A 21,915-nucleotide genomic window follows, 5' to 3' on the forward strand; every position below is an offset into this window, starting at 1 on the left:
AAACTTTTTGGGCAAATATCAAGGAGCATCATTAAACGATGCTGAAAGACATGGCGTCATGGCTCATTCTTTTTGCCTGACTTCCATCCAATATTTTCATGCAACACTAATAAAAATGAAATGTATAAATTTTTTTAAAAAAACAAGCATCCAAGTAACTGATTAGCAGTCACTGAGATGCCCGCCATTTAACCTTTCGTTCCACCAGCAGTTAAACCTGATATTAAATATCTTTGTAAATACAAATAGACAGCCGCCACAGGAACAGCAACTAAGATTGATCCAGCAGCAAATCTTGTAAAGTTATTAGCAAACTGATCGTTAATAAAATTGAATAATCCAACTGCAAGTGTATAATTTTCCTTGCTTGATAGAACAATAGATGGCAACAAAAAATCAAAAAGTGGCATCATAAAATTAAATAATCCAACCACCGCTAATATCGGCTTAGCAAGCGGAAGAACGATACTCCAAAAAACTCTAAGATGCCCAGCGCCATCAATACGTGCAGCCTCATCAAGTTCGCGCGGGATCGTATCAATATAACCTTTGACTAACCAAGCATTAAAAGGAATCTGTCCACCCAAATAAACAAATATTAATCCAGTCAGCGTATCTAGCATTCCTATCATATTTAGGAATACATACAATGCAACCATAGCCATCATAACCGGGAACATCTGCAGCAACAGAAAGATATAAAGTGCATTCTTTTTACCTACAAATTGATATCTAGAAAAAGCGTATGCAACTAAAGATGTCATAATCACACTGCCAACCGTTACTGACACCGAAACAATTAAAGAATTTTTGTACCAGAGCAAATAATCACTATTTACACTAAATAACCATCTATAATGATCCAAAGAAAAATTTTCTGGGATGATGGAAGATGAATATAAGCTCATACCTTGATTAAAGGACATCCCGATCGTCCAAATAAGCGGATAAAAAATGGCAATAGAAGTAATGGTTATAAACAGATACATAATTGTTACTTCTACTATTGAAGTTTTTTTGGGATTCACTACAATTCACCTTCTTCTTTAAAGGATTTGGTTTGTCTAAATTGATAAAAAGCAAAGCATGAAATAATTAATCCCATAATCAATGAGATAGCCGCAGCCATAGCATAATTATTCGTATCAAAGGTCAATTTATAAACCCATGAAATTAAAATATCGGTCCCCCCTGCATTTTGCCCTCTTACCGGAGGTCCACCTTCATTAAACAAGTAGATTATGTTAAAATTATTAAAGTTTTGAGCATATTGCATAATGAGTAATGGAGCCGTAGCAAACATAACATGTGGAAAGGTAATGAATCGGAATTTCTGAAAACGCGATCCACCATCCACATCGGCCGCTTCATACCAATCTCTAGAAATGCTTTGTAGCACACCTGTAAATAGAGCAAAAATGAAGGGAAACCCTAACCATGTTTGGATTAAAATAACTGCTGTTCTCGCATAGAGTGGATCACTTAACCAAGGTATCCCATCGCCACCGAAAAGCGGAATGATAATATCTCTGTTAATGGCACCGAAATCATCATTAAACATAGCTGAAAAGATTAAAATCGTAACAAACGCTGGGACTGCCCAAGGTAGAATTAAAATGGTGCGAATAAGCTTTTTAAATTTTATCCTCGGGTCATTAACCATTAATGCCAAAATCAACCCTAAGGCGATCTGTAATGTGGTGGCTACGATTGTCCATACAACTGTCCATGATAAAACGCTCACAAACGTATCCTGCCAAATGGGAACAGTAACTAATTCTTTAAAATTTCCAATGCCTATCCAATCTACTAGACTTCTTGGTGGCGAATTATAAAGACTATAGTTCGTGAATGCTAACAGCACAGAAAAAAGCAAAGGGAAGACGACGACAAAAATCATCAGTAACAACCCTGGAAATGTCATTAAATAAGGAAAAGAATGATCATAGAAACTGATAATTGACGCCTTAAATCCTTTCGGAAGCCATCCCGCTTTAATTTGTCTCGCCTGATTTCTTGCATCTATTACATTAAAGACATAAAGCGTTATCAACATAACGGTTCCAATTAACGACAAAACGCCAAAAACGAGCAACCTTATTGAATGATCTTCTCCAGGAATAGTACCTAACGTTCGTAATCCCCAAAGTCCATAGTTAAGCGTATCAATGAGTGTGATTAAAATAACCACTTCTAATAAAATAAAAATGATCCCTTTAATAAATCTGCGATTGTACAGCTGACCTAGCCCTGCAAATACGATTGACAGTACAGTCGCAATGGTTGGATTATGTTTATTCGCCCTTTTATTTATTAATGTATTATCCATTTTGATGACTCCCTGTTCAATATTTATCAAGAAAAAGAGGGAAGGGATAGTATTCCTCCCCTTTTAAATAGTTGGCACTTTAATAGTCTGTGTGATCAGTGAGACCGAAACGCTTCATTCCAGTACTGCAAGTTTCATTTTACTGTGCGCCACTTGCTTCTATGTTATTATGAATGTGTTCTACTGCTTCATCTAAAACAGAGGAAACATCCTCTCCTTCAGCTAAAAATTGTAATGCATTATTCATGGGTTCCCATACTTGAGACATTTGCGGCGTACTAGGCATAGGCACGCCGTTAGCAATTTGTTCACTAAACGCAGAAAAAATCGGATCTTCAATGGCTTCTAGAGCATTTATATTTGTCGGTAATTCTCCAGCAATGTCAGAATAGTATTCTTGATTTTCTTGATTAGTCATAAACAAAGCTAGATCCGTAGCCCATTCCGCATTTTCTGAATAATAAGATACCATCCATGCCTTTGTCCCTACTAATGTTTGGGCAGGTTGACCATTGATGTCTGGAAATGGCGCAAAACCAAGGCTATCACCCAATGCTGCTGTATAACTCGGAATACTCCATGGCCCATTAATTACAGCGCCAACTTTACCTTCAGTAAACAGTCCATCTATAACGTCAATAGTCGTAGATGACGGGATTCTACCTCTCTCAAAAAAGGATTGGAATAATTCTCCTCCCTCAATGGCTCCTTCATTATTAAGACCAATATCTGTCGTATCATAATCCCCTGTTTCTCCCCCAAAAATATAGGACCCATGTGTTTTGAAGAAAGGGTATGCAAAGTATATATCATTTGGTTTCATAAGAAAGCCAAATTGATCTTGTGACGGGTCAGTATGTTCATCTAGTGCTACTAATAAATCATCAATGGTTTGAGGCTCATCAATGATATCTTTGTTATAAAAGATTCCATAAGTTTCAATAACAGCCGGAATACCGTAAATATCGTTAACACCCTCGAATTCATATTGAACCGACTCAATAGACGTCGAGCTATATTTATCTAATTGCTCGTCTGTTAAATCTAGGGGCTGAGCTAGACCTTGAGCGACAATATCCCCTGTTTGATTATGCGGTTGAAAGAATAAATCGGGTCCATGACCTTCAGGTCCAGCTAAAGCTAGTTCAGACAACTGTTCTAACATTGATTTTGCAACGACATTAACTTTAATGCCTTGCTCTTCTTCATAATCTAAAGCAATTTTTTCTATAGCTTCTAATTGTTCTTCTTCATCATTGGCCCAGATTGTTAACTCTTCAGGTTTGTTTACGTCCTCACCATTTGTATTTTCTGAATCAGAATCTACATTGGTCGTGTCATCTCTGTCAGGAGAACATGCACCTAATATAAGCATTGTCATTAATACTGTGATCAAAAGAATAAACATACTTTTATTTCTCATAAATAACCGCTCCTTTTATTTTTGTGCAAACGCTATCATACAAATCTTCACTCTAAAGCAAAACAACCTCCTTTCCCAAAAAAACAACCCCGACTTTTTTTAAAAAAAGCCGGGGTTGTTTGCAATAATCGCAAAAGCAGCGCCCTCAATTTAAGAATTGAGTAATAACTAGGTTGTGCCATCATTTTATATAATAAAATTAATTTATGCAAGCGTTTTTTTGAAATAAAATTTTAAAATATTAATTTATAACTCAACTTTCACACACTGAGAATAGTCATTCAATCTTGATCGTGTTCAATAGACACGGTATTCAATAGGCTTGTGGACATTACTGCTCCACCTGCGTTTAGAACGTTATGTCGTTCCGAAAAGCAAGGGATTCGCTTTTCGCGGGTCTGGCTTCAGCTAACTTTAGAAGCTAAGAGCACTTCTAAAGTGGATCTTCAGCTCATCCTATTCCCGCAGAAGTCTTACCCCTTGCTTATCTCTACTTGGGGTTATACTGAATATGTAAGCCCAACCACACGAAAAAAAGCGAAGAAGCTGTGACACGACTTGAATAAGAAGTTTCTTATGCTGAGACGCAATGCCGATGTCTTCATGATCTACATCGTGTAAATCTGACGTCCACGGATTGAAATGGCGCTTGATGAGCTCTTGAAAGACAACCATTATTAAGAGAGATGTTACGATTGAGCAGGTGAGCTATTTACTTTTTATGTTGTCAACGTACAGCATATAAAGACTCTTTTATTTTCGTTTAGTCAGATTATATTAGAGGTGCGGCGAAATTATGTATCGATCAATAATTGATCATGCTAAAAAATTCATTATTGATTGCTTTCATTCAATCAAACTTCTCAATGATAAATAGGTTTGTTACTTATTCCTATATCAAAGCCACAACAAAGGCAAAAATTTCGCTCAGCTTACTTTTCAAAGTGCAATCGATTTTCCTTGTATTTACCACAATCATTTTAAATTAATCTATAATAGTTATTGACATTGTCAATTGATCTTGTAATAATGAGAGTAACAACCTTGTGATAACTTAATTTGCAAATTGAGGGCGCTGCTTTTGCAATTCTTGCAAACAACCCCGGCTTTTTTTTTAAAAGCCGGGGTTGTTTTTTTGAGAAAGGAGGACCGTTTTCTGTTCAATTTATTTCAAAAATTGAAAGGTTGTGAACAATATGCTTAATAAATTTTTTCTAAAAATGAAAGCGATTGCGTTTGTCGGTATTGTATTTGTGGTTTTTTTAGCGTTAGCAAATGATGTGTATGCCGCTAACCAACTAAATAAAGTAAATTATTCCAGAGATACCATTTATCAAATTGTGACAGATCGATTCCTTGACGGTGATCCTTCTAATAACCCTGATGGCGCATTGTATAGCGAAACAGATTTGCATAAATACATGGGGGGTGATTGGAAAGGGATAACAGAAAAGATAGAAGATCATTACTTTTCTGATCTAGGGATTACTGCATTATGGATTTCTCAACCCGTTGAGAATGTTTATGCTGTTCATCCTGAAGGCTATACCTCTTATCATGGTTATTGGGCTAGGGATTATAAGAAAACCAATCCATTCTATGGGAGCTTTAATGACTTTGATGAGTTAATATCTACGGCGCATAGCCATGGCATTAAAATAATTATGGATTTTACACCCAATCACTCATCTCCAGCCTTGAAAACGGATAGTGATTATGTAGAAAATGGAGCTATTTATGACAATGGATCATTAATTGGTAATTACTCAAATGATTTGGATTTATTCCATCATAACGGTGGGACGGATTTTTCATCTTATGAAGATGGTATTTATCGAAATCTATATGATCTAGCTGATTATGATTTACAAAATCAAACCATCGATCAATATCTTAAAGAATCGATAGAGTTGTGGCTAGACAAAGGGATTGATGGCATAAGAGTGGATGCCGTAAAGCATATGTCACAGGGCTGGCAAGAAACCTTAACCAATCACATTTATTCCTATCAACCTGTCTTTACATTCGGTGAATGGTTTTTAGGTGAAAATGAAATCGATCCTAGAAATCACTATTTTGCCAATGAGAGTGGTATGAGTTTGCTAGACTTTCAATTTGGACAACAAATTAGAGGCGTACTTATGTCTAAAGAAGATGATTGGACCGATTTTCATACGATGATTGAAGATACATCCAATAGCTATAACGAAGTCATTGATCAAGTCACATTTATTGATAATCATGATATGGGTAGGTTCCATCATGAAGATCGTGCACAGATAAATACAGATTTGGCTTTGGCTGTCCTCCTCACTTCTCGAGGTGTCCCAACGATTTATTATGGTACAGAACACTATTTAACAGGTGAATCTGATCCAGAAAACAGAAAGCCCATGCCTAGTTTTGATCGAACAACAACAGCTTATCAAATAATAAGTAAGTTAGCACATTTGCGTCAATCAAACCCAGCTTTAGGTTATGGTACAACAACAGAACGTTGGCTTAATGAAGACGTCTATATATTTGAGAGAAAATTTGGTGACAATGTCGTGGTTACTGCTGTAAATAGTGGTGAGCAAAGTTACACCATTAATAATCTTCAGACATCATTATTAAAAGGTACCCATCCCGATGTATTAGAAGGTTTAATGGGTGGGGATGCTCTTCAGGTAGATGAAAAAGGGCAAGCCAGCACGTTTGAATTAAACGCAAATGAAGTAGCGGTTTGGGAAGTAACCGCCGAATCAAACACACCATTAATTGGCCATGTCGGCCCAATGGTGGGGCAAGCTGGAAATGAAATTACGATAAGCGGCGAAGGCTTTGGCGAAGGACAAGGCACAGTACTGTTCGGCGGTGATCAAGCGAGTATTGTATCTTGGGGAGATTCAGAAATAGTAGTCAATGTTCCTGATATACCTGGTAATCACTATAACATTGAAGTCGTAACAAATGATAATCAGGAAAGTAACCCTTACTCAGGCTTTGAGATCTTAACAAATACATTAATACCTGTTCGGTTTATCGTTGAAGAGGCCGTAACTGATTATGGTACATCTGTCTATCTTGTTGGAAATACACAAGAACTTGGCAACTGGGATCCAGATAAAGCGATTGGCCCATTTTTCAATCAAATAATAGCACAATATCCAACATGGTACTACGATATAAGTGTTCCGGCTGATTCTACACTGGAATACAAATTCATTAAAAAAGATGCGCTAGGAAATGTAGTTTGGGAGAGTGGGACTAATCGCTCCTACGAGACGCCAACTGATGGGACAGATACGTTAACTTCAACATGGAGAAACTAAAACTAATCTAGAGGCAATGTTTGAATAACTAAACAACCCCATTAACTATTAATGGGGTTGTTTAATGGAGAAAAGGAGAATGTAATTTGTTAATGGAAGGTATTAAACATAGAGCTATTCAGCCATATGTTTATGGCAAAAATGAAAGTGACATTGAAATCATGCTAGAAACAAGTCGTGATGACATGAAAGCAGTTGAATTAATATTTGGTGATCCTTATGACTTTGTAGAAGATAAATGGCAATATCATACGTTACCGTTGCTAAAAACAGGTAAATCAAAATTAAAGGACTATTGGAAGCTAACCATTACACCAAAACACCGAAGGCTTCGCTATGGTTTTCGTTGCATCGATCAACATAACCAAGTCGTGATTGTCACAGAAAAAGGCTATCATAATGAAATAACGAATAATATACAGAGCTATTTCTGTTTCCCTTATTTACACAAAAAAGATATATTTCAAGCGCCAGAATGGGTGAAGGAAACAGTATGGTATCAAATATTCCCTGAACGCTTTGCAAATGGGGATCCTTCTACTAGTCCGGAGCATACGTTGCCATGGGGTTCAATCACACCTAAACAGGATAGTTACTTTGGGGGAGATTTTCAAGGGATTATCAATCACCTGGACTATTTGCAAAAACTCGGTATTACAGGCATATATTTATGTCCAATTTTCAAAGCAGCTTCTAATCATAAGTATGATACGATTGATTACATGGAGATTGATCCACAATTTGGGGATAAATCCACTTTTCGAGAGCTCGTTAAGCAATGTCACCAACGAGGTATTCGCGTCATGCTTGATGCGGTATTCAATCATAGCGGCTATTATTTTGAACCTTTTCAAGATGTTGTGAAAAATGGGGAATCATCGCCATATAAAGAGTGGTTTCACATATGGGACTTCCCCGTACAAACAAAGCCCTCACCTAATTATGATTGTTTTGGTTTTGTATCAAACATGCCAAAGTTGAACACTGAAAATCCCGAAGTAAAAAACTATTTACTCGAAGTTGCACGTTATTGGATTGAAGCATTTGATATTGATGGTTGGCGTTTAGATGTAGCCAATGAAGTTGATCATGGCTTCTGGCGCGAGTTCCGAAGCGTGGTTAAAGCAGTCAAACCAGATGCCTATATATTAGGAGAAGTTTGGCATGACGCCCTGCCATGGCTAGAGGGAGATCAATTTGATGCAGTAATGAATTACCCCTTTACAACAAGTGTGATTGATTTTTTTGCTAAAGACAAGATCACGACCACTCAATTCGCTAACCAGATCACCGATCTATTGCACATGTACCCAGAACCTGTAAGTGAAGTAGCTTTTAACTTGTTAGATAGTCATGACACCGCACGGATCCTAACATTGGCAAACGAAGATAAAGAACGGATGCGCTTAATATATGTTTTTCTCTTCTCTTTTATGGGCACACCATGCATCTATTACGGTGATGAAATAGGGTTAAGCGGTGGCGAAGAACCCGATTGCCGGAAGTGCATGGAATGGGATGAAAGCAAACAAGATCAAGAACTATTTCAGTTTATTCAACAGTTAATAACCATGCGAAAAGAAATAGCAGCCTTTGGTAATTTAAGCACTTTTCGTTTTCTACAAATAAACGACCAAGAAAAAGTTATTGCTTATGAGAAGCAAAACAAACAAGAAAAAGTTATTATTGTTTTAAACAATGATCCAAAAGCTAAAACGATAGCTGTAGCGGCGTTGAATGGGAAACGTGTAAAAGAATGCTTTTCTGGAGATGAAATGACTTTTGACGCAAATGCAACAATTAAACTTGCACCGTATGGTTTTGCTTGTTTTCAATTGCATTAAATATAGAAAGCACGATCTATAACACATTGTTCATATTGATAACTTAATGTGTCAGTAAGAATGATCTCTGATGACTAATCTAACAAAAAAATGCTCGTACCCTCCTCTTAAATTGGCACTTATGTCAAGGTCATAATAATCAATAATAAGGTACCTGTAGTTAGAACGCTTGAAAAGAGTGTTCAAACTACAGCTACCCTCCTATTAAACAACTCTCTAAATATCTCTATCTTTTATAATAAAACCTCTAAATTCCCATTATCCATCTCAGCCACGGTATCACATAATGCTTCGATATCTTCGGCATAATGCGAGGATAAAATAAGCGTCATTCCATGATCATTTAACCGTTTAAATAATTCCCGCATTTCTTTCACACCATACTTATCAAGACCGTTCATCGGTTCATCTAAAATAAGCAGCTCTGGCTTTTCCATGATTGCTTGGGCAATCGCCAAGCGATGGCGCATCCCCAAAGAATACTTGCTTACATGTTGCTTGCTTTTTGGATCAAGTCCGACCTGTTCTATTGTTTTTTTTATCTCTTTATCAGTTATTTTTCGCTTGATTGAGGCCAACAATTTTAAATTCTTAAAACCACTTAAACCACCAATAAACCCTGGCTCTTCAATAATTAAACCAATATCTTGTGCAGCCGAGGGTTTGACTTTTTTTCCATTAATCAGGATCTGACCTGAATCAAGCTTCATAAATCCACAAATTGTTTTAAATAATACCGTTTTTCCAGAGCCATTTCTTCCAATAATGCCATGAATTTTACCTTTTTCAAAGCTTATCGTTACATCATTTAAAGCCGTCACATCTTTAAACTTTTTCAATGCTTGATCCACTTCCACCAAATTTGTTACCAATCTTAAAGACCTCCTTCCTTCAATTCCATATCTTTATGAATAAACACACAGGTGGCAATGATGCTTAGCAACACCATTGCAATAACTAAAGTAGACAATGTATAGCTTAAAGATGGTAACTGGCCACTCCCCCAATCAAGTGTTGAGATACTCATCCAGCTAATTGGGGATAAGTAATAAATCAAGTAACCAAAACTAAAAAAGCCTAAGTAATTCGCAAACAGTGAAACAGCTATCAATATACCAGCAACAACAATACCAGCTGTACGTTGTAGCAAAACGTTAAAGCACAGAATCACACTGCCAATGAATAAAGTGACCAAATAGAAATATAGTAATCCAAATCCAGCTGCAGCTAAAGGGGATAAACGGTTAAGTAATTCAGGATTAAAGAATATCGTTACCCTATCAGATGCAATGGCAGGATCATTTGCTAGTGATTCCATTACGATTCCCCACTCTAGCGAAACCTGAAGATGAGGCAAAAGGACGATAATAGATGTGATAAATGTAAAGACGGTAAAGATAAACGATGCGAGCATAAGATAGATCAACTGTCCTATAATCCAGTTTTTACGCCCTGTTCTCATCGTCACAAATGGCGTGTGATGGTCTTTAAAAGGAGCATCGCAAAATAAAAGAACGATCAAAAAAGCAAATACTTGTAAGACAGGTGACGTAAATAAATGCGGGAAAACCCATGGAGTCACCGCATGACCTACTTCTGCAGCAAAACGAGTAAGTGCATAAGTATGATAAAACAAAAACGCAAATGTAGCGATGAAGATCGTGTAAATCCTCGGATTAACAAGCCATTTTTTAATATTAATTTGAGCACAAAGTAAAATCGATTTAAAATTAGCCATATGAAACCCTCCGCTTAATATTTCTGACAGATAAATAGGCTAAAGGAAGTGAAATGACTAATACGGTCACAAATTTAAGTAGAAATGATGACCATGGGGTTCCAGCATCATAAGTAGCTTCAAAAATGTACATCGCTTGAAAATACACCGGAATCGTCAATGTTGCTGTTAAGCGATGCAACAAATAATAACAAACAACTGGAGTAGCAAGCGTAACAAATTTATTCGGAATCATGGTTGACACCCAAAAGGCAATCACAGCAAATAAAACAGAGCTAAGCGAAAGGTGAGAAATATTAAATAGAAGGTAACGCATCCATTGTCCATTAACTAAATAACCACTATAGGCCTCCGCTCCATGACCATATTGATAAACAGGTAACCAGATTAATAGCACGATCACAACAAGTACTAAGCCTAAAGCAGTTGTTAAAAAAGCCGATAATAAACTGAATAATAGTTTACCGATTGCATATTGGTTAACACCCGCACGTATCACCCATGGTAGAACAGCTCTCTGCTGGTGCTCACTGGCAAAAGATAATGTAAATGGAATAAGTGGGATCGTTGCTAATATTAACATGAGATTTCCAAATGAACCACTCAAACCTAAATCTAACAAATCAATCGCCCCCTGTTCGTGATTGAACATCGGTATAATCGTTGCGATTACAATTAAACAAACAACCACACTACATATTAAAAAACGAATAGATAAAATAGCACGAAAAAAATTTCCCAGTTGTAAATTCAAAAATTTGTTCAATCCGTTTCACCACCAAATTCTACTATTCTTTCACCGGTTATTGCATGAATCACATGGTAGCCATAGGCATCATAGGCTTGAGCAGGCTCAAGATCAGTTGGTTCTGTTTGTTCCCTCGTCACGACTTGAAAGATCCATGCTGGGATCAAGCGGTAATTTTGACCTTCAATTACACCAATATAATTCAGCTCCATCTTATCAATGACGGTCTCTGATGTTAGAATCACTGTATGATAATAATCAATCAGCTTTTGTGTAGCTTGTGTCTGATCAATCAATTTTTCTGCTTGCGTTGATTCGATCATTTGATAAAATCCTGTAATGCTTAGCCTAATTAAACCATCTTTATGATATAAGGCAGATATTTCTGTTTCAGTTACTTCTTTAGCATCCATCATCCCTTCTTGCCAAATTCGATTATTTAACGGAATATCATCCAACACTTGTCTAAAATGAAATAAATATGCCTCTTCTGCTTCCGTCCATTGTATCGTGTCATCAACCTGGTCACCTGAACCTTGTACATAGCGTTCATATTGGTTGTTGATCGTTTCAACATCTAATGCATACACCACTTCCACTTCAACATCTTCTATGCCTATAGAGCTTAATATCTGAATAATATCCTGTACTGCTTCGATGTATGGTTTAAAAGCTAAATCGACATTTGTTTCAAATTTGTTATTTAACCGATATTGGCCCAGTTGTGCATCTAAATCTGGTGGGCCAGGAGAAAAAGAGATAATATAATCATAATTTAATGCATGACTGTCTATAACCCTTGTATAATCAAGCCCACCATCTAATGTTCCCGCTTCACCAAATGCTGCGCCTCCATCATAAACTGTTAAGTACTCTTGGATAGCATCACCTTCTGTTTGGTATTGTAAACCAAATGATAAAGCTCTTCATTTACAATCGGTTCTTGAAGTAATTGATCAGCTAGATGTTCAGGATCTAACTCTATAAAATTAGCGGTATATATTTTAGCCTCACTAACTTTGTTAACATCTTCAACATTAACATCCAGCTTTAGATGGTCGGGTAGTTCTTTTGAAGTAGGAGGCGTATGATCTATTTCGTTACGCTGACAAGCCAATAACAGAAGCAATATACCTATGTAATTTAAAATTTGTATCCACTTCAATAAAACGCACCTCATTTGATAGATTAACAGGAGGCGAGTACTCCTGTTTTTCAGATTATGGCGCCCAAGTACCGCTCACACTATAACGAACAAAACTAGTGTTCGACGGATAAGCAGATAGGCAATAGCGTTGATTCGTGCCTCCATAGCCTGACAAATAAGATAAATTTCTTCTTCCAGCAGTAGAAATATTAGTTACTAGACCTGTTGCTTGAGTAGAAGAGCCTCTCTGTGGTGAAAGAAAATAATGTGTTGGTGTGGCAGAATGACTTGGACTGACATAAGGTGTTGAAGTACTCGTTTTGGTGACCAAGGAGCTTGACACCAGACTTCCAGCAAACGGTGGGGAAATGGTAAAACTAAAGCTAGCAGCACTTGATGTGTTCGGGAAAAGTGAAAGACTCGTTACTACAATTAAACCCGTTAATAATAGTCTTACTATTGACTTCTTAGAAGACTTTAACCACATCATTATTCCTGCTTATATTATCATTTATAGCAATCCTCTATCACTTGCCAAGAACTCGCATGAAACAAATGAATAAGAATTGTTAATAAAACGAACCTTCAATGAGTGGACAGTTTCCTTCTTCTCCACTGCTTGATAATTAAGTGAATCCGAACATTAGCGTGCCCGTCAGTGCCTAGCTAACTAGATTGAGCTCTACTCTCTATTTTTTAGAAGGGATATTTTAAGGACGGTTATCTGTGATAAACTTTGTTTATTCAACTTACTAATTATAAATATTCGCTTTTAATTGTTAAAATCCTTCCAAATAAATTTATTTTTTATAACTCAACTTTCTCATCTAAATGCTCAGGTTCAGCCAAGATAGCATAAGGGTAGACCTAATATTCAATATAGGGGTTGTCTTTGAATATAGATTTTCGATTGATTATAAACCTTTCGTTTTAGAGGCGCAGGTGAGCTATGTTCCGCTTTCACTCTCCCAAGCACAAGGGAGACATCTTGGTAAACGCAGTGTCTCCCTAGCCGTGGGCGTGGCTTGAGCTAACTTTGCCAAGTCAAAATCACTTGGCAAAGTGGAGATAAGCAAGGGGTGAGACTTCTGCGGGAATAGGATGAGCTGAAGCCAGCCCCGCGAAAAGCGAATCCCTTGCTTTTCGGAACGACATAATGTGCTAAACGTATGCGGCACATCCATGCAGAAGTAAAGTCAACAAGCCTATTGAATACCGCGTCTATTGAACACAATCAAGGTTGAATGACTATTCTCAGTGTGCGAAAGTTGAGTTATAAATAATGATTTTTACTTTAGTTTAATCAAAGGCATAATCTATGCTCAAAAACTGCTTTAATTTAAACATAAAAAAACTGCCCAGATTAGCATAAAACAAACCTCCAATCAGTGGGCGGAGGGCTACAGGATTTAGGTCATGCAGACGTTGCCACAGGACGTGGCGATCTTAGTCTGTCATCCTTCTTAAAGATGTGGCGGTTTTAGTCTACGATCTCTTCTCCACTAATTGTTAGCTGAGTGAATCAGGACATTCGCGTCCGTTATCTTCCGCCTAAATAGATGAGCGCTACTCTCTATTCGGGCGTTTTACGGACGCTTATCTGTGATAAAATGACTCTGGCTACCCTCATCTTCTAAATGGTTTGTGACATTTTCCAAAACTAAAACCTACCCGACTTAAAGATCGAGTATAATAACCAGACAAACATCGATACAGCTACAAAGAATCCAATCTCAATCGCAGGAAGACTCCAAATGAATGATCCTTGTCCAGCTAAAGCTGATCCAATAATCAATCCAACCATAATAATACTAAAAGCCAATAAAACAATGGCAAAAGAGAGTTGGTTACTGATACGATCCATCTTCTTTAATAACAGTTTTAAATCCGGGAGCGCAATCTCAATTCTGATCTTGTCATTCTTAATCACTGAGGATAACTGCTTTAATTGCTTTGGCAAGGAAGTAAAAAGTTCACTAAACCCCCACAGTTGGTCGACTGTATTTTGAATGATCCGTTTCGGATGATAACGCTCACGCAACATTTTACGTCCAAATGGTTCAGCAATTTCAACAAGGCTAAGTTCAGGATCTAATTGCGCAATCGTTCCTTCTAATGTAAGTAATGTTTTACCTAGTAAGGTAAAATCCGCTGATAACTCTATTTTATGTTTATAAGCAACCTCAAAAAGCTCGCGAATCGCATCAGCTAAACTAATCTCACTTAAAGCAACACGATAATATTTATCCATTAACACAACCACATCTGCTTTTAACGCCTCTTTATCAATTGCTTCTGGAGCTACTCCCATTTCCAACATAACATCAACCATTTTCCCCGTATCCTCTTGCATCAGTGCAATCAACAACGTCCCAAATTGCTGTTTCATCTCTTCTGTTAATCGCCCCACCATTCCGAAGTCTAACAAGGCAATCTTTTCATCTGGTAAAATAAGAATATTACCCGGATGCGGATCAGCATGAAAAAATCCATCTATTAATACTTGCTGGAAAGTCGCTCGTGTTAAATGTTCAGCTATTTTCTTCTTGTCATACCCCGTTACTCGATCTTCAGTTAAATCTTTTAGTTTAATTCCATCGATATATTCCATTACCAATACTCTAGATGTCGTTAATTCACTATTTACACTTGGAATATAGACAGATTCATTATCACTAAACTGTATAGCTATACGATTGGTATTCCTAGCCTCGTTAATATAATCAAGTTCAGCGCTAATGGTTTTAGCAAATTCCTCAACTACTTCACGTGCACGATAATGTACCGCCCACTCCATCCTTAGCTCTGCTAAGGTCGCCATTTCTTTTAAAATCTCAAAATCAGTTTCAATTTTTTTTTCAATATCAGGGCGTTGTACTTTCACTGCTACACGCTCACCTGTCTTCAATGTGGCCAAATGGACTTGCCCAATTGAAGCAGCTGCTAAAGGGGTTTTATCTATGTCTGCAAAATGTTGATCTGGGGAGGACCTAAGCTCTTGCTCAAGGATGGCATGGACGTGTTGATAAGAGATAGGGGGAACATGATTTTGCAATTTTTCTAACTCTCGAATAATATCTTCTGGAAAGAGATCACGTCGTGTACTAGCAATTTGACCAAATTTAATAAATGTTGGCCCTAGCTCTTCAAGAATTAAACGAATGCGTTCACCTAATGTTTTTTGTTCTGCTTTAGGATTCCGTTCTTTATATAAACGTTTCGGAATCAGGTGTAAATCGCTTAAGCCTAATTCTTTTAGTAAAAAACCTAGACCATTACGAGAAAAAGCTACTATAATATCTTTATAGCGTTGCAAATGGCGCATTCTTTTTTCCAACATCATTTCTCCCCCTATAATATAGCAACATTACTGTTCTTGATTGATTTGAGCTTCTAATTTGTCTAAACGCGCCTGTAACCGATTAATATCATCTTTAGTTGCTACATTTAATTCACCTAGAATATTACGATGCGTGTCTTGTCCTTTTTTATAATACTCATTAAAAAAGGCCTTCGATTCTTCTTTCGTCATTTCTCCTTTTTTAACCAGATCATCAATTACCCGTTCCGCATGTTCAACACTCGTTGCAGCTAATCCTAAACCTAATGCTAACCCTTTTTTAAACGTATCCATCATCTCTTATCACTCCTTTTTCGTTTTATTTACTTATTATATGTATTTTCCTCAATTCTCATTTCATTAAACCGAAATAGTCGAATAATTTTATTCAAGTTAAGTTTCCACTCTAATACCTCTTAGCCTCGTTATGTCCTTTTTTCACTCAGATCATGAAACTGCTATTTCGTTCTTCGGCGAATAAGTTAACTTTACACATTTTACTGTCTCTAATTTACCACTTATAAATAAGGCAAAGCGTTTATGCTTGACAACAGACATAAACGCTTTGCTTCGTTTTTAGTTATTAAAATTGAAATGTATCACATTGTCCCTATCTTTTACAGTATAGGTCCGATTATTACCACTTTCCCAAACAACATGATTACCGTCTCTTTTGATTGCTTTATACTCAAATGTTGTCCCAATAGGTAACTGAACAGTAGCTTGCCAACTTGGATACGTGGTAATATTGGCTGGTAGCGCCTCGGTCGGCGCCCAATTACCAAGCTCAGCAATATTACCTGCAATATAAACATTTTGTCCCATATTCGTTGTGGCTTGATCGATATGAAAAGTAACGGGGACAAGTTCATTGCCTGGGTCGCTGCCCCCATTATCCTGACCATCATGTAAAACAGCAATACTTCTACTACCTATCGTTCCAGTAATTCTGCCGTTCGAGACAGTAAAGCTTTCATTACCACTCGCTTGATTGATATAAGTGCCATCTGCTAAATTAGTTGAAGTATTTAATTGCGTCCGATCGCCAAGATTAACAATGGTCATACCTGCTTGTCCACGCTCAATAAGCATAATGGCATTACTCACTGGCCTTAAATACTCATCTGTACCTGCCATAGCCTGGCGAAAATGATTAACAGCAACAACATCCCGATGTTTCCACCAATCATTTCCCGCTTGACCTAGCTGATTAGCAAACTTACCACTTCCTGCCGGACGATTAAAATAAAGTGGCGTTGATTCAGCACGACTTGCAATCAGTGCCCACCCCATTCTCAGTTGCCACTCAGTCATCGCCGTAGATTCTTCTGAATCATTAGCATAGGTATCGTGAGATTCAACCCACGTAACCAATTTACCCGGATCGACACTCACACCGTAATGCTGCATGTCACGAACATTTGGATTACTATTAAAACCAACTGCATGTCTTACCCGATCACCATAGTGGGAAGGAGTAACATCCATATATTCGGCATAGCTTGAGAATCGATCAGCTCCACCTTGAAGGACTTCTCCATAAATAAAAAGCTCTTCCCTATTATTCAGCCTCCCAAGTACACGAGGCCAGAAGTTCGATCCTACTTGATCATCCGGTAATTCAATATGCTTCGCTGCATCAAAGCGAAAACCAGCTGCCCCTAATTCAATTGCATCATTTAAGAAGTCAATGACCATGTCTTGTAATTCTTGATTGGCTGTATTTAGATCAGGCAACCCAATCCCCCAATGCGTCACTTGATAACGATTATTCCAATCTTCTACCCCTCTTGGCTCCCGCCAAAAATCAGCGTTATTCAAAATAACCGGATCGACATTTGGACTTGGTGTATACTGCAGAGATCCACCACCAGCGTTAGCCATGTGATTTGGGATAACGTCAACAATAATATCAATACCATATGATTCCGCAGCTTCACACAGCTGTCTAAATGCTGCTCTGTCCCCTAATTGTGTATTACCAATCTGAAAATTAATCGGTTGATAAAGAATCCACCATTGACTACCAGCTCTTAACGGTTCTTTATTAGCTTGAATTGGCGACGTTTGGATCCGATTAAACCCAGCATCGGCAATGTCCGCTAAGTGGGCTCTAATGGTATCAAAAGACCAATTCCAAGCATGAAAAATAGCACTATCGTCTGTATCCATCAATTGATTAGCTTCAATCGCTTTAGGTTCAACACTTGTTTCAGCTTGTGCAAGAATAGGTGCAGACATACGCCATCCATAACCTAAAAAAACAAAGATAACACCAAGACAAAACAGTAACTTTAAATTTTTCTTCATCAGTTGCACTCCTTTTTTAAAATATGAGAACATTATGACTTTGTTATTTGTTTTGACTGTAGCATTATTTGTTTTGTGCAATACGCTTGCGCTTAGTGATTTCACCTCCATCTATTAAAGTGAAGTGTTGTTAAAATCATTTGTGTTGTATTATTGATTATTATCCTTTAGACAACACAGTTCTGTCCTCGTTCAGCGCAAGCGCTTTCATTTTATGTTAAAAAAATATAGCGAGACAACATCACCTACATTAAACCATTTATCTCATCGCCTGTAAAGTGTTTTTTTATCCTTTTTTTAGGATGAAACGAACCTTCTCCAACTGACAGTCGTTGCGTGATAAGCATGCGTTATATCTCCCACCTAAATAGATGAGCCCTGCTCTCTATTTTGAGGCGGGTGTTTTACAGACGGTTTTTGTGATAAATATAATTTCTTTCTTGACAATACTATGCTTATCAAACATGTTAGAAAAACCGAACGTATTCCCTTAATAAGCTAATACATGAATACGTTCGGCTTTAATTGTTTATATTCGCATAGCTTTGCTTACAACTTTATGATCCACCCAGAGATTTGAGCGCTCAATTAAGCTCGCCAGACTTAACAGCAGATCTTCTCTTCCTTTTGATGCAACAAATTGAACACCCATTGGCAAGCCTTGGTTACTGAGATGGGTCGGTACACTCATTGCCGGCTGACCAGTAAGATTAGCTAATTGAGTAAAAGGGGTGTAAGTTAAGCTCGGCAAAAACATATCATAAATAAGCTGTTGTTGTTCAGTTGTTGACAAATGATCAACCTTTAGCAACTCTTTTACTTGAAGTTCAGATGGTGTTAACTCGCCTATTTTCGGTGGTTCACTTGCATTGGTTGGCGTTAAATAAAAGTCATACTGATCGTGAAAGCCTGCCATTTGAGCTGCGGCCTGATCCCAACCATTTAAGCTTTCGCTATATGCTGCTGCAGAGATATTTTTTCCTGCTATATGTAGCACCCACGTAAAAATATCAACATCATCTGGTGTTAGTGACCTTCCTGAATGGCGCTCCAACTGCTCAATCACGCGATTGATCTCCCCACTATTCATGACATAGTAGTGCTTCATTAGATTGATGCCATTGACTGGTGCTTCCATTTCTTCTACCGAGTGACCTTGGTCTTCTAACCAGTTAACCATGCGCTGAACAGCTTGTTTAGCATCATTACTTACCGTTGTTCGAACAGGAGATGCTGTGGAATAGGCAATTCGATATTTTTGATCATAAGGTTTTTCGACAATGTCATGATAACGTCCCGGATACAAAGGCGTTTGAAAAGCAGCTTCAGGCTGAACAGTTTGTAACAAATCAAGGAACGTTGCACTATCGCGAACAGAACGACTAAGGACAAAGTCAATCGATGCGCCTTGCCATTGTCGACCGATACCTGGTCCAACTGGTGTTCGACCACGTGTTGGCTTAAGACCCATTAAGCCGGTAAAACCAGCTGGTATTCGAATCGATCCTCCACCATCACTTGCTCCAGCAACAGGGACAACGCCTGCAGCAACCATGGCGGCTGCACCTCCGCTCGATCCGCCGGGTGAATATGCCGAATGCCATGGATTTCGTGTAGCTCCATAGTAAGCGGGTTCCGTTATATTTTTCAAACCGAATTCTGGTGTGTTGGTATGACCTAGAAATAAACAACCTGCCTGACGAAGTTTTGCAACGAAATGCGAATCCTGCTTGGCTATATTTTGAGTTAATAACTTTGATCCCGAACTTAGTACCTCACCCTCAATCGCTTGTGAGATATCTTTTAATAACATCGGTACACCGTACAGCGCTTGTCCGCTATTTTCTAATGTACTCGCCTCTTGATAAACGCTTTCTTCGCGTGTCCGTATAACAGCATTTAAAGTAGGATTGGTTTGTTCAAGTCGCGCAAAAGCCAGATCGAGCAATTCCTTCGGTGTTACTTGATTATTGCGGACTAATTCGGCTAATCCAACAGCATCATATTGAAGATAGCTTTCAATGTTCATGACTCATCCCCCCTGCATATTTTCCCCAGTATACCCTTGATTGGTTGAAATAGAAAAGCACATGTCACCAATTGACATGTGCTAATCATCTAATTGTAAACAAATTGTCACAAATAGCCTAAAATTCCACAGAATTTCTTTATTTCACGTTATAAATTAAAGGTTTACTGTAGCTTTTACTTATCACTTTTGTTTGTTTTACCATATACCGACTTATATAAAGCAAACCTGCAATTAGCGAGGCTTTTCGTTCTTTGCCCACTGATTGCAGGTTCGTTGAGCGAATCACGACATTTCGTCCACCTTTATAAATTTACCTCTGCTCTCTATTTTAAGATAAGCGGTTTACGGGCGATTATCCGTGATAAATTTTCGCAAATCCATAATCGCTTGGACATGCATGCCTTCATGAAAAATCGTCCGTACCAAGACATCTTCAATCGTTCGCATACCCATCTCAACCGGTTCAAATACTTCATCTAAACGTGATTGATAGGTATTCTTTATAAATGACGGTTGTGTTTTTAATAAATGCTTCAGTTCTTCAAAGCTTGGTGTCTCTTCAGTAAAATCCTTTGGAGAAGTACCAAAGCCAAACCATTGAGCAAAATGTTCGGGTACTGCTGTTCTTTCTTTTGTTAATGTTTCAATCCAAAGAAACTGATCTAAATACACATGCCCTAAGTTCCACCGTATATTATTATGAAAGCCTTGCGGTATGATATTTGCCTGTTGATTAGATAAGCCTTCCACAACTGCTAATAGATCATGCCGATAAGACTCTAATTGATTGAACAGTACTTTTTGATGTTGTGTCACTGTCATCAGCCTCCAAAATATAGATATATTCACCATACTATTTTCAACGATGATTGTATAGCTTTTTGACAGAATTGTGACAAATTAATCTAGCTAAGATGAGGCTAAACGTAATACATCATTGACAAGAGGTAGCACTACAGAAGCATGTCCCTCACCTGCAAACTGTTTAAAAAAGCTATGTACACCTAATTTGTCTTGTAACTGTTCAGCCATTGCAACAGCATGCTCCACCATCCCACTTGGATGCTCTCGCTCTCGTCCGCCTACCGTTATTAAAAGTTGCTCATCTTGTCCTTGAAATTGTTGCTCATAGTTTGCTAGTGAGGTGTTATTCCAATGAATGGACGGACTGCCGGCGACAAAATAACTGAATGTGCTCGACATCGATAGCAATGCGTATAATGTAAATAATCCACCTAAAGAATGTCCGAAGAGTGTTTGACGTTTTAGGTTGATAAAATACCTTTCTTGAATGGTTGGTTTTAGTTCCTGTTCAATAAAATCTAAGAATAAACGTGCTCCACCTTGTTTCGGCCACGGAGACCCATCAGGACGATTAGCCATAAACTGATTATGCTCATCTAATGTGTAGTCATAAAACCGTTGATCTGAGAACGGTTGATCGGTTTGATAACCAATCCCTACAACCACGATCGGACAGACGCCTGTCTTATCAGGTTTTCTTGATTGAACATTTACAGCCTCCACTACGGTGCCAAAAAAAGCATTACCATCTAATACATACAAGACCGGATAACCGTCTTCAGGTGGCTCACTAATTGGAACCGAAATAAAGATCTGATAGTTTTCCTTAGTTTGTGATCTTAAAGTAAACTGCTTAGTATGTGGTATCGTATAACTGTCTTCCATG

The 21,915-nt window shown here is 37.9% G+C and carries 17 protein-coding genes; 2 read left to right on the forward strand and 15 right to left on the reverse strand.

Annotated elements, in window-relative coordinates; translation table 11 throughout:
- Nucleotides 1-188 precede the first annotated feature (188 nt).
- The 3 genes from JOE23_RS12775 to JOE23_RS12785 all read right to left on the reverse strand — a co-directional run bounded on the left by JOE23_RS12775 (nucleotide 189) and on the right by JOE23_RS12785 (nucleotide 3,752).
- Complete coding sequence (locus JOE23_RS12775) at nucleotides 189-1,028, reverse strand: ABC transporter permease subunit (RefSeq protein ID WP_204438918.1); 840 nt, start codon at nucleotides 1,026-1,028, stop codon at nucleotides 189-191.
- A complete protein-coding gene (locus JOE23_RS12780; RefSeq protein WP_204438919.1) occupies nucleotides 1,028-2,329 on the reverse strand; it encodes a carbohydrate ABC transporter permease in 1,302 nt (433 codons plus the stop codon). The genes JOE23_RS12775 and JOE23_RS12780 overlap by 1 nt, the downstream gene beginning before the upstream one ends.
- Nucleotides 2,330-2,468: 139 nt before the next feature.
- Nucleotides 2,469-3,752 (reverse strand): sugar ABC transporter substrate-binding protein, encoded by a 1,284-nt coding sequence (locus JOE23_RS12785; RefSeq protein WP_204438920.1) that lies wholly within the window; start codon nucleotides 3,750-3,752, stop codon nucleotides 2,469-2,471.
- A 1,196-nt stretch (nucleotides 3,753-4,948) separates the two neighbouring features.
- Here JOE23_RS12785 and JOE23_RS12790 point away from each other — a divergent pair.
- On the forward strand, nucleotides 4,949-7,066 hold the full coding sequence (locus JOE23_RS12790; RefSeq protein WP_204438922.1) for an alpha-amylase family glycosyl hydrolase: 2,118 nt from the start codon (nucleotides 4,949-4,951) through the stop codon (nucleotides 7,064-7,066).
- An 86-nt stretch (nucleotides 7,067-7,152) separates the two neighbouring features.
- Nucleotides 7,153-8,910 (forward strand): alpha-glycosidase, encoded by a 1,758-nt coding sequence (locus JOE23_RS12795; protein WP_204438925.1) that lies wholly within the window; start codon nucleotides 7,153-7,155, stop codon nucleotides 8,908-8,910.
- Nucleotides 8,911-9,143: 233 nt separating this feature from the next.
- Here JOE23_RS12795 and JOE23_RS12800 read toward each other — a convergent pair whose 3' ends face one another.
- The 12 genes from JOE23_RS12800 to JOE23_RS12855 form a co-directional block, all read right to left on the reverse strand.
- A complete protein-coding gene (locus JOE23_RS12800; RefSeq protein ID WP_204438927.1) occupies nucleotides 9,144-9,782 on the reverse strand; it encodes an ABC transporter ATP-binding protein in 639 nt (212 codons plus the stop codon).
- A 2-nt stretch (nucleotides 9,783-9,784) separates the two neighbouring features.
- Entirely contained in the window at nucleotides 9,785-10,648 is an 864-nt protein-coding gene (locus JOE23_RS12805; protein ID WP_204438929.1) for a hypothetical protein, read from the reverse strand.
- Entirely contained in the window at nucleotides 10,641-11,414 is a 774-nt protein-coding gene (locus JOE23_RS12810) for a hypothetical protein (protein WP_204438931.1), read from the reverse strand. Before JOE23_RS12810 ends, JOE23_RS12805 begins: the two co-directional genes overlap by 8 nt.
- Nucleotides 11,411-11,995 (reverse strand): hypothetical protein, encoded by a 585-nt coding sequence (locus JOE23_RS12815; protein WP_204438932.1) that lies wholly within the window; start codon nucleotides 11,993-11,995, stop codon nucleotides 11,411-11,413. The genes JOE23_RS12810 and JOE23_RS12815 overlap by 4 nt, the downstream gene beginning before the upstream one ends.
- Nucleotides 11,996-12,261: 266 nt before the next feature.
- Complete coding sequence (locus JOE23_RS12820; RefSeq protein ID WP_204438933.1) at nucleotides 12,262-12,561, reverse strand: hypothetical protein; 300 nt, start codon at nucleotides 12,559-12,561, stop codon at nucleotides 12,262-12,264.
- A gap of 55 nt (nucleotides 12,562-12,616) precedes the next feature.
- Entirely contained in the window at nucleotides 12,617-13,030 is a 414-nt protein-coding gene (locus tag JOE23_RS12825; protein WP_204438934.1) for a hypothetical protein, read from the reverse strand.
- A gap of 1,173 nt (nucleotides 13,031-14,203) precedes the next feature.
- Nucleotides 14,204-15,883 (reverse strand): ABC1 kinase family protein, encoded by a 1,680-nt coding sequence (locus JOE23_RS12830; RefSeq protein WP_204438935.1) that lies wholly within the window; start codon nucleotides 15,881-15,883, stop codon nucleotides 14,204-14,206.
- Nucleotides 15,884-15,910: 27 nt separating this feature from the next.
- Complete coding sequence (locus JOE23_RS12835) at nucleotides 15,911-16,180, reverse strand: phasin family protein (RefSeq protein WP_204438937.1); 270 nt, start codon at nucleotides 16,178-16,180, stop codon at nucleotides 15,911-15,913.
- A gap of 279 nt (nucleotides 16,181-16,459) precedes the next feature.
- Nucleotides 16,460-18,193, reverse strand: coding sequence for a carbohydrate-binding module family 20 domain-containing protein (locus JOE23_RS12840; protein ID WP_204438939.1), 1,734 nt, complete (start codon nucleotides 18,191-18,193; stop codon nucleotides 16,460-16,462).
- A 529-nt stretch (nucleotides 18,194-18,722) separates the two neighbouring features.
- Nucleotides 18,723-20,222: an amidase gene (locus tag JOE23_RS12845; RefSeq protein WP_204438941.1), complete on the reverse strand. Its 1,500-nt coding sequence runs from the start codon at nucleotides 20,220-20,222 to the stop codon at nucleotides 18,723-18,725.
- A gap of 345 nt (nucleotides 20,223-20,567) precedes the next feature.
- Nucleotides 20,568-21,041: a DinB family protein gene (locus JOE23_RS12850; protein WP_204438943.1), complete on the reverse strand. Its 474-nt coding sequence runs from the start codon at nucleotides 21,039-21,041 to the stop codon at nucleotides 20,568-20,570.
- 93 nt (nucleotides 21,042-21,134) lie between these two features.
- Nucleotides 21,135-21,914, reverse strand: a complete 780-nt coding sequence (locus JOE23_RS12855) for an alpha/beta hydrolase (protein ID WP_204438945.1) — start codon at nucleotides 21,912-21,914, stop codon at nucleotides 21,135-21,137.
- Nucleotide 21,915: the final 1 nt, after the last annotated feature.

The sequence above is a fragment of the Amphibacillus cookii genome, assembly GCF_016908375.1.
In the GTDB taxonomy this organism is placed as follows: domain Bacteria; phylum Bacillota; class Bacilli; order Bacillales; family Amphibacillaceae; genus Amphibacillus_C; species Amphibacillus_C cookii.

Bases quoted from the DNA above. Each gene is read 5' to 3' on its own strand.
- JOE23_RS12780 (WP_204438919.1), bottom strand. From the start codon at position 2,329: ATGGATAATACATTAATAAATAAAAGGGCGAATAAACATAATCCAACC.
- JOE23_RS12785 (WP_204438920.1), bottom strand. From the start codon at position 3,752: ATGAGAAATAAAAGTATGTTTATTCTTTTGATCACAGTATTAATGACA.
- JOE23_RS12790 (WP_204438922.1), top strand. From the start codon at position 4,949: ATGCTTAATAAATTTTTTCTAAAAATGAAAGCGATTGCGTTTGTCGGT.
- JOE23_RS12805 (WP_204438929.1), bottom strand. From the start codon at position 10,648: ATGGCTAATTTTAAATCGATTTTACTTTGTGCTCAAATTAATATTAAA.
- JOE23_RS12825 (WP_204438934.1), bottom strand. From the start codon at position 13,030: ATGTGGTTAAAGTCTTCTAAGAAGTCAATAGTAAGACTATTATTAACG.
- JOE23_RS12830 (WP_204438935.1), bottom strand. From the start codon at position 15,883: ATGTTGGAAAAAAGAATGCGCCATTTGCAACGCTATAAAGATATTATA.
- JOE23_RS12835 (WP_204438937.1), bottom strand. From the start codon at position 16,180: ATGATGGATACGTTTAAAAAAGGGTTAGCATTAGGTTTAGGATTAGCT.
- JOE23_RS12840 (WP_204438939.1), bottom strand. From the start codon at position 18,193: ATGAAGAAAAATTTAAAGTTACTGTTTTGTCTTGGTGTTATCTTTGTT.
- JOE23_RS12845 (WP_204438941.1), bottom strand. From the start codon at position 20,222: ATGAACATTGAAAGCTATCTTCAATATGATGCTGTTGGATTAGCCGAA.
- JOE23_RS12855 (WP_204438945.1), bottom strand. From the start codon at position 21,914: ATGGAAGACAGTTATACGATACCACATACTAAGCAGTTTACTTTAAGA.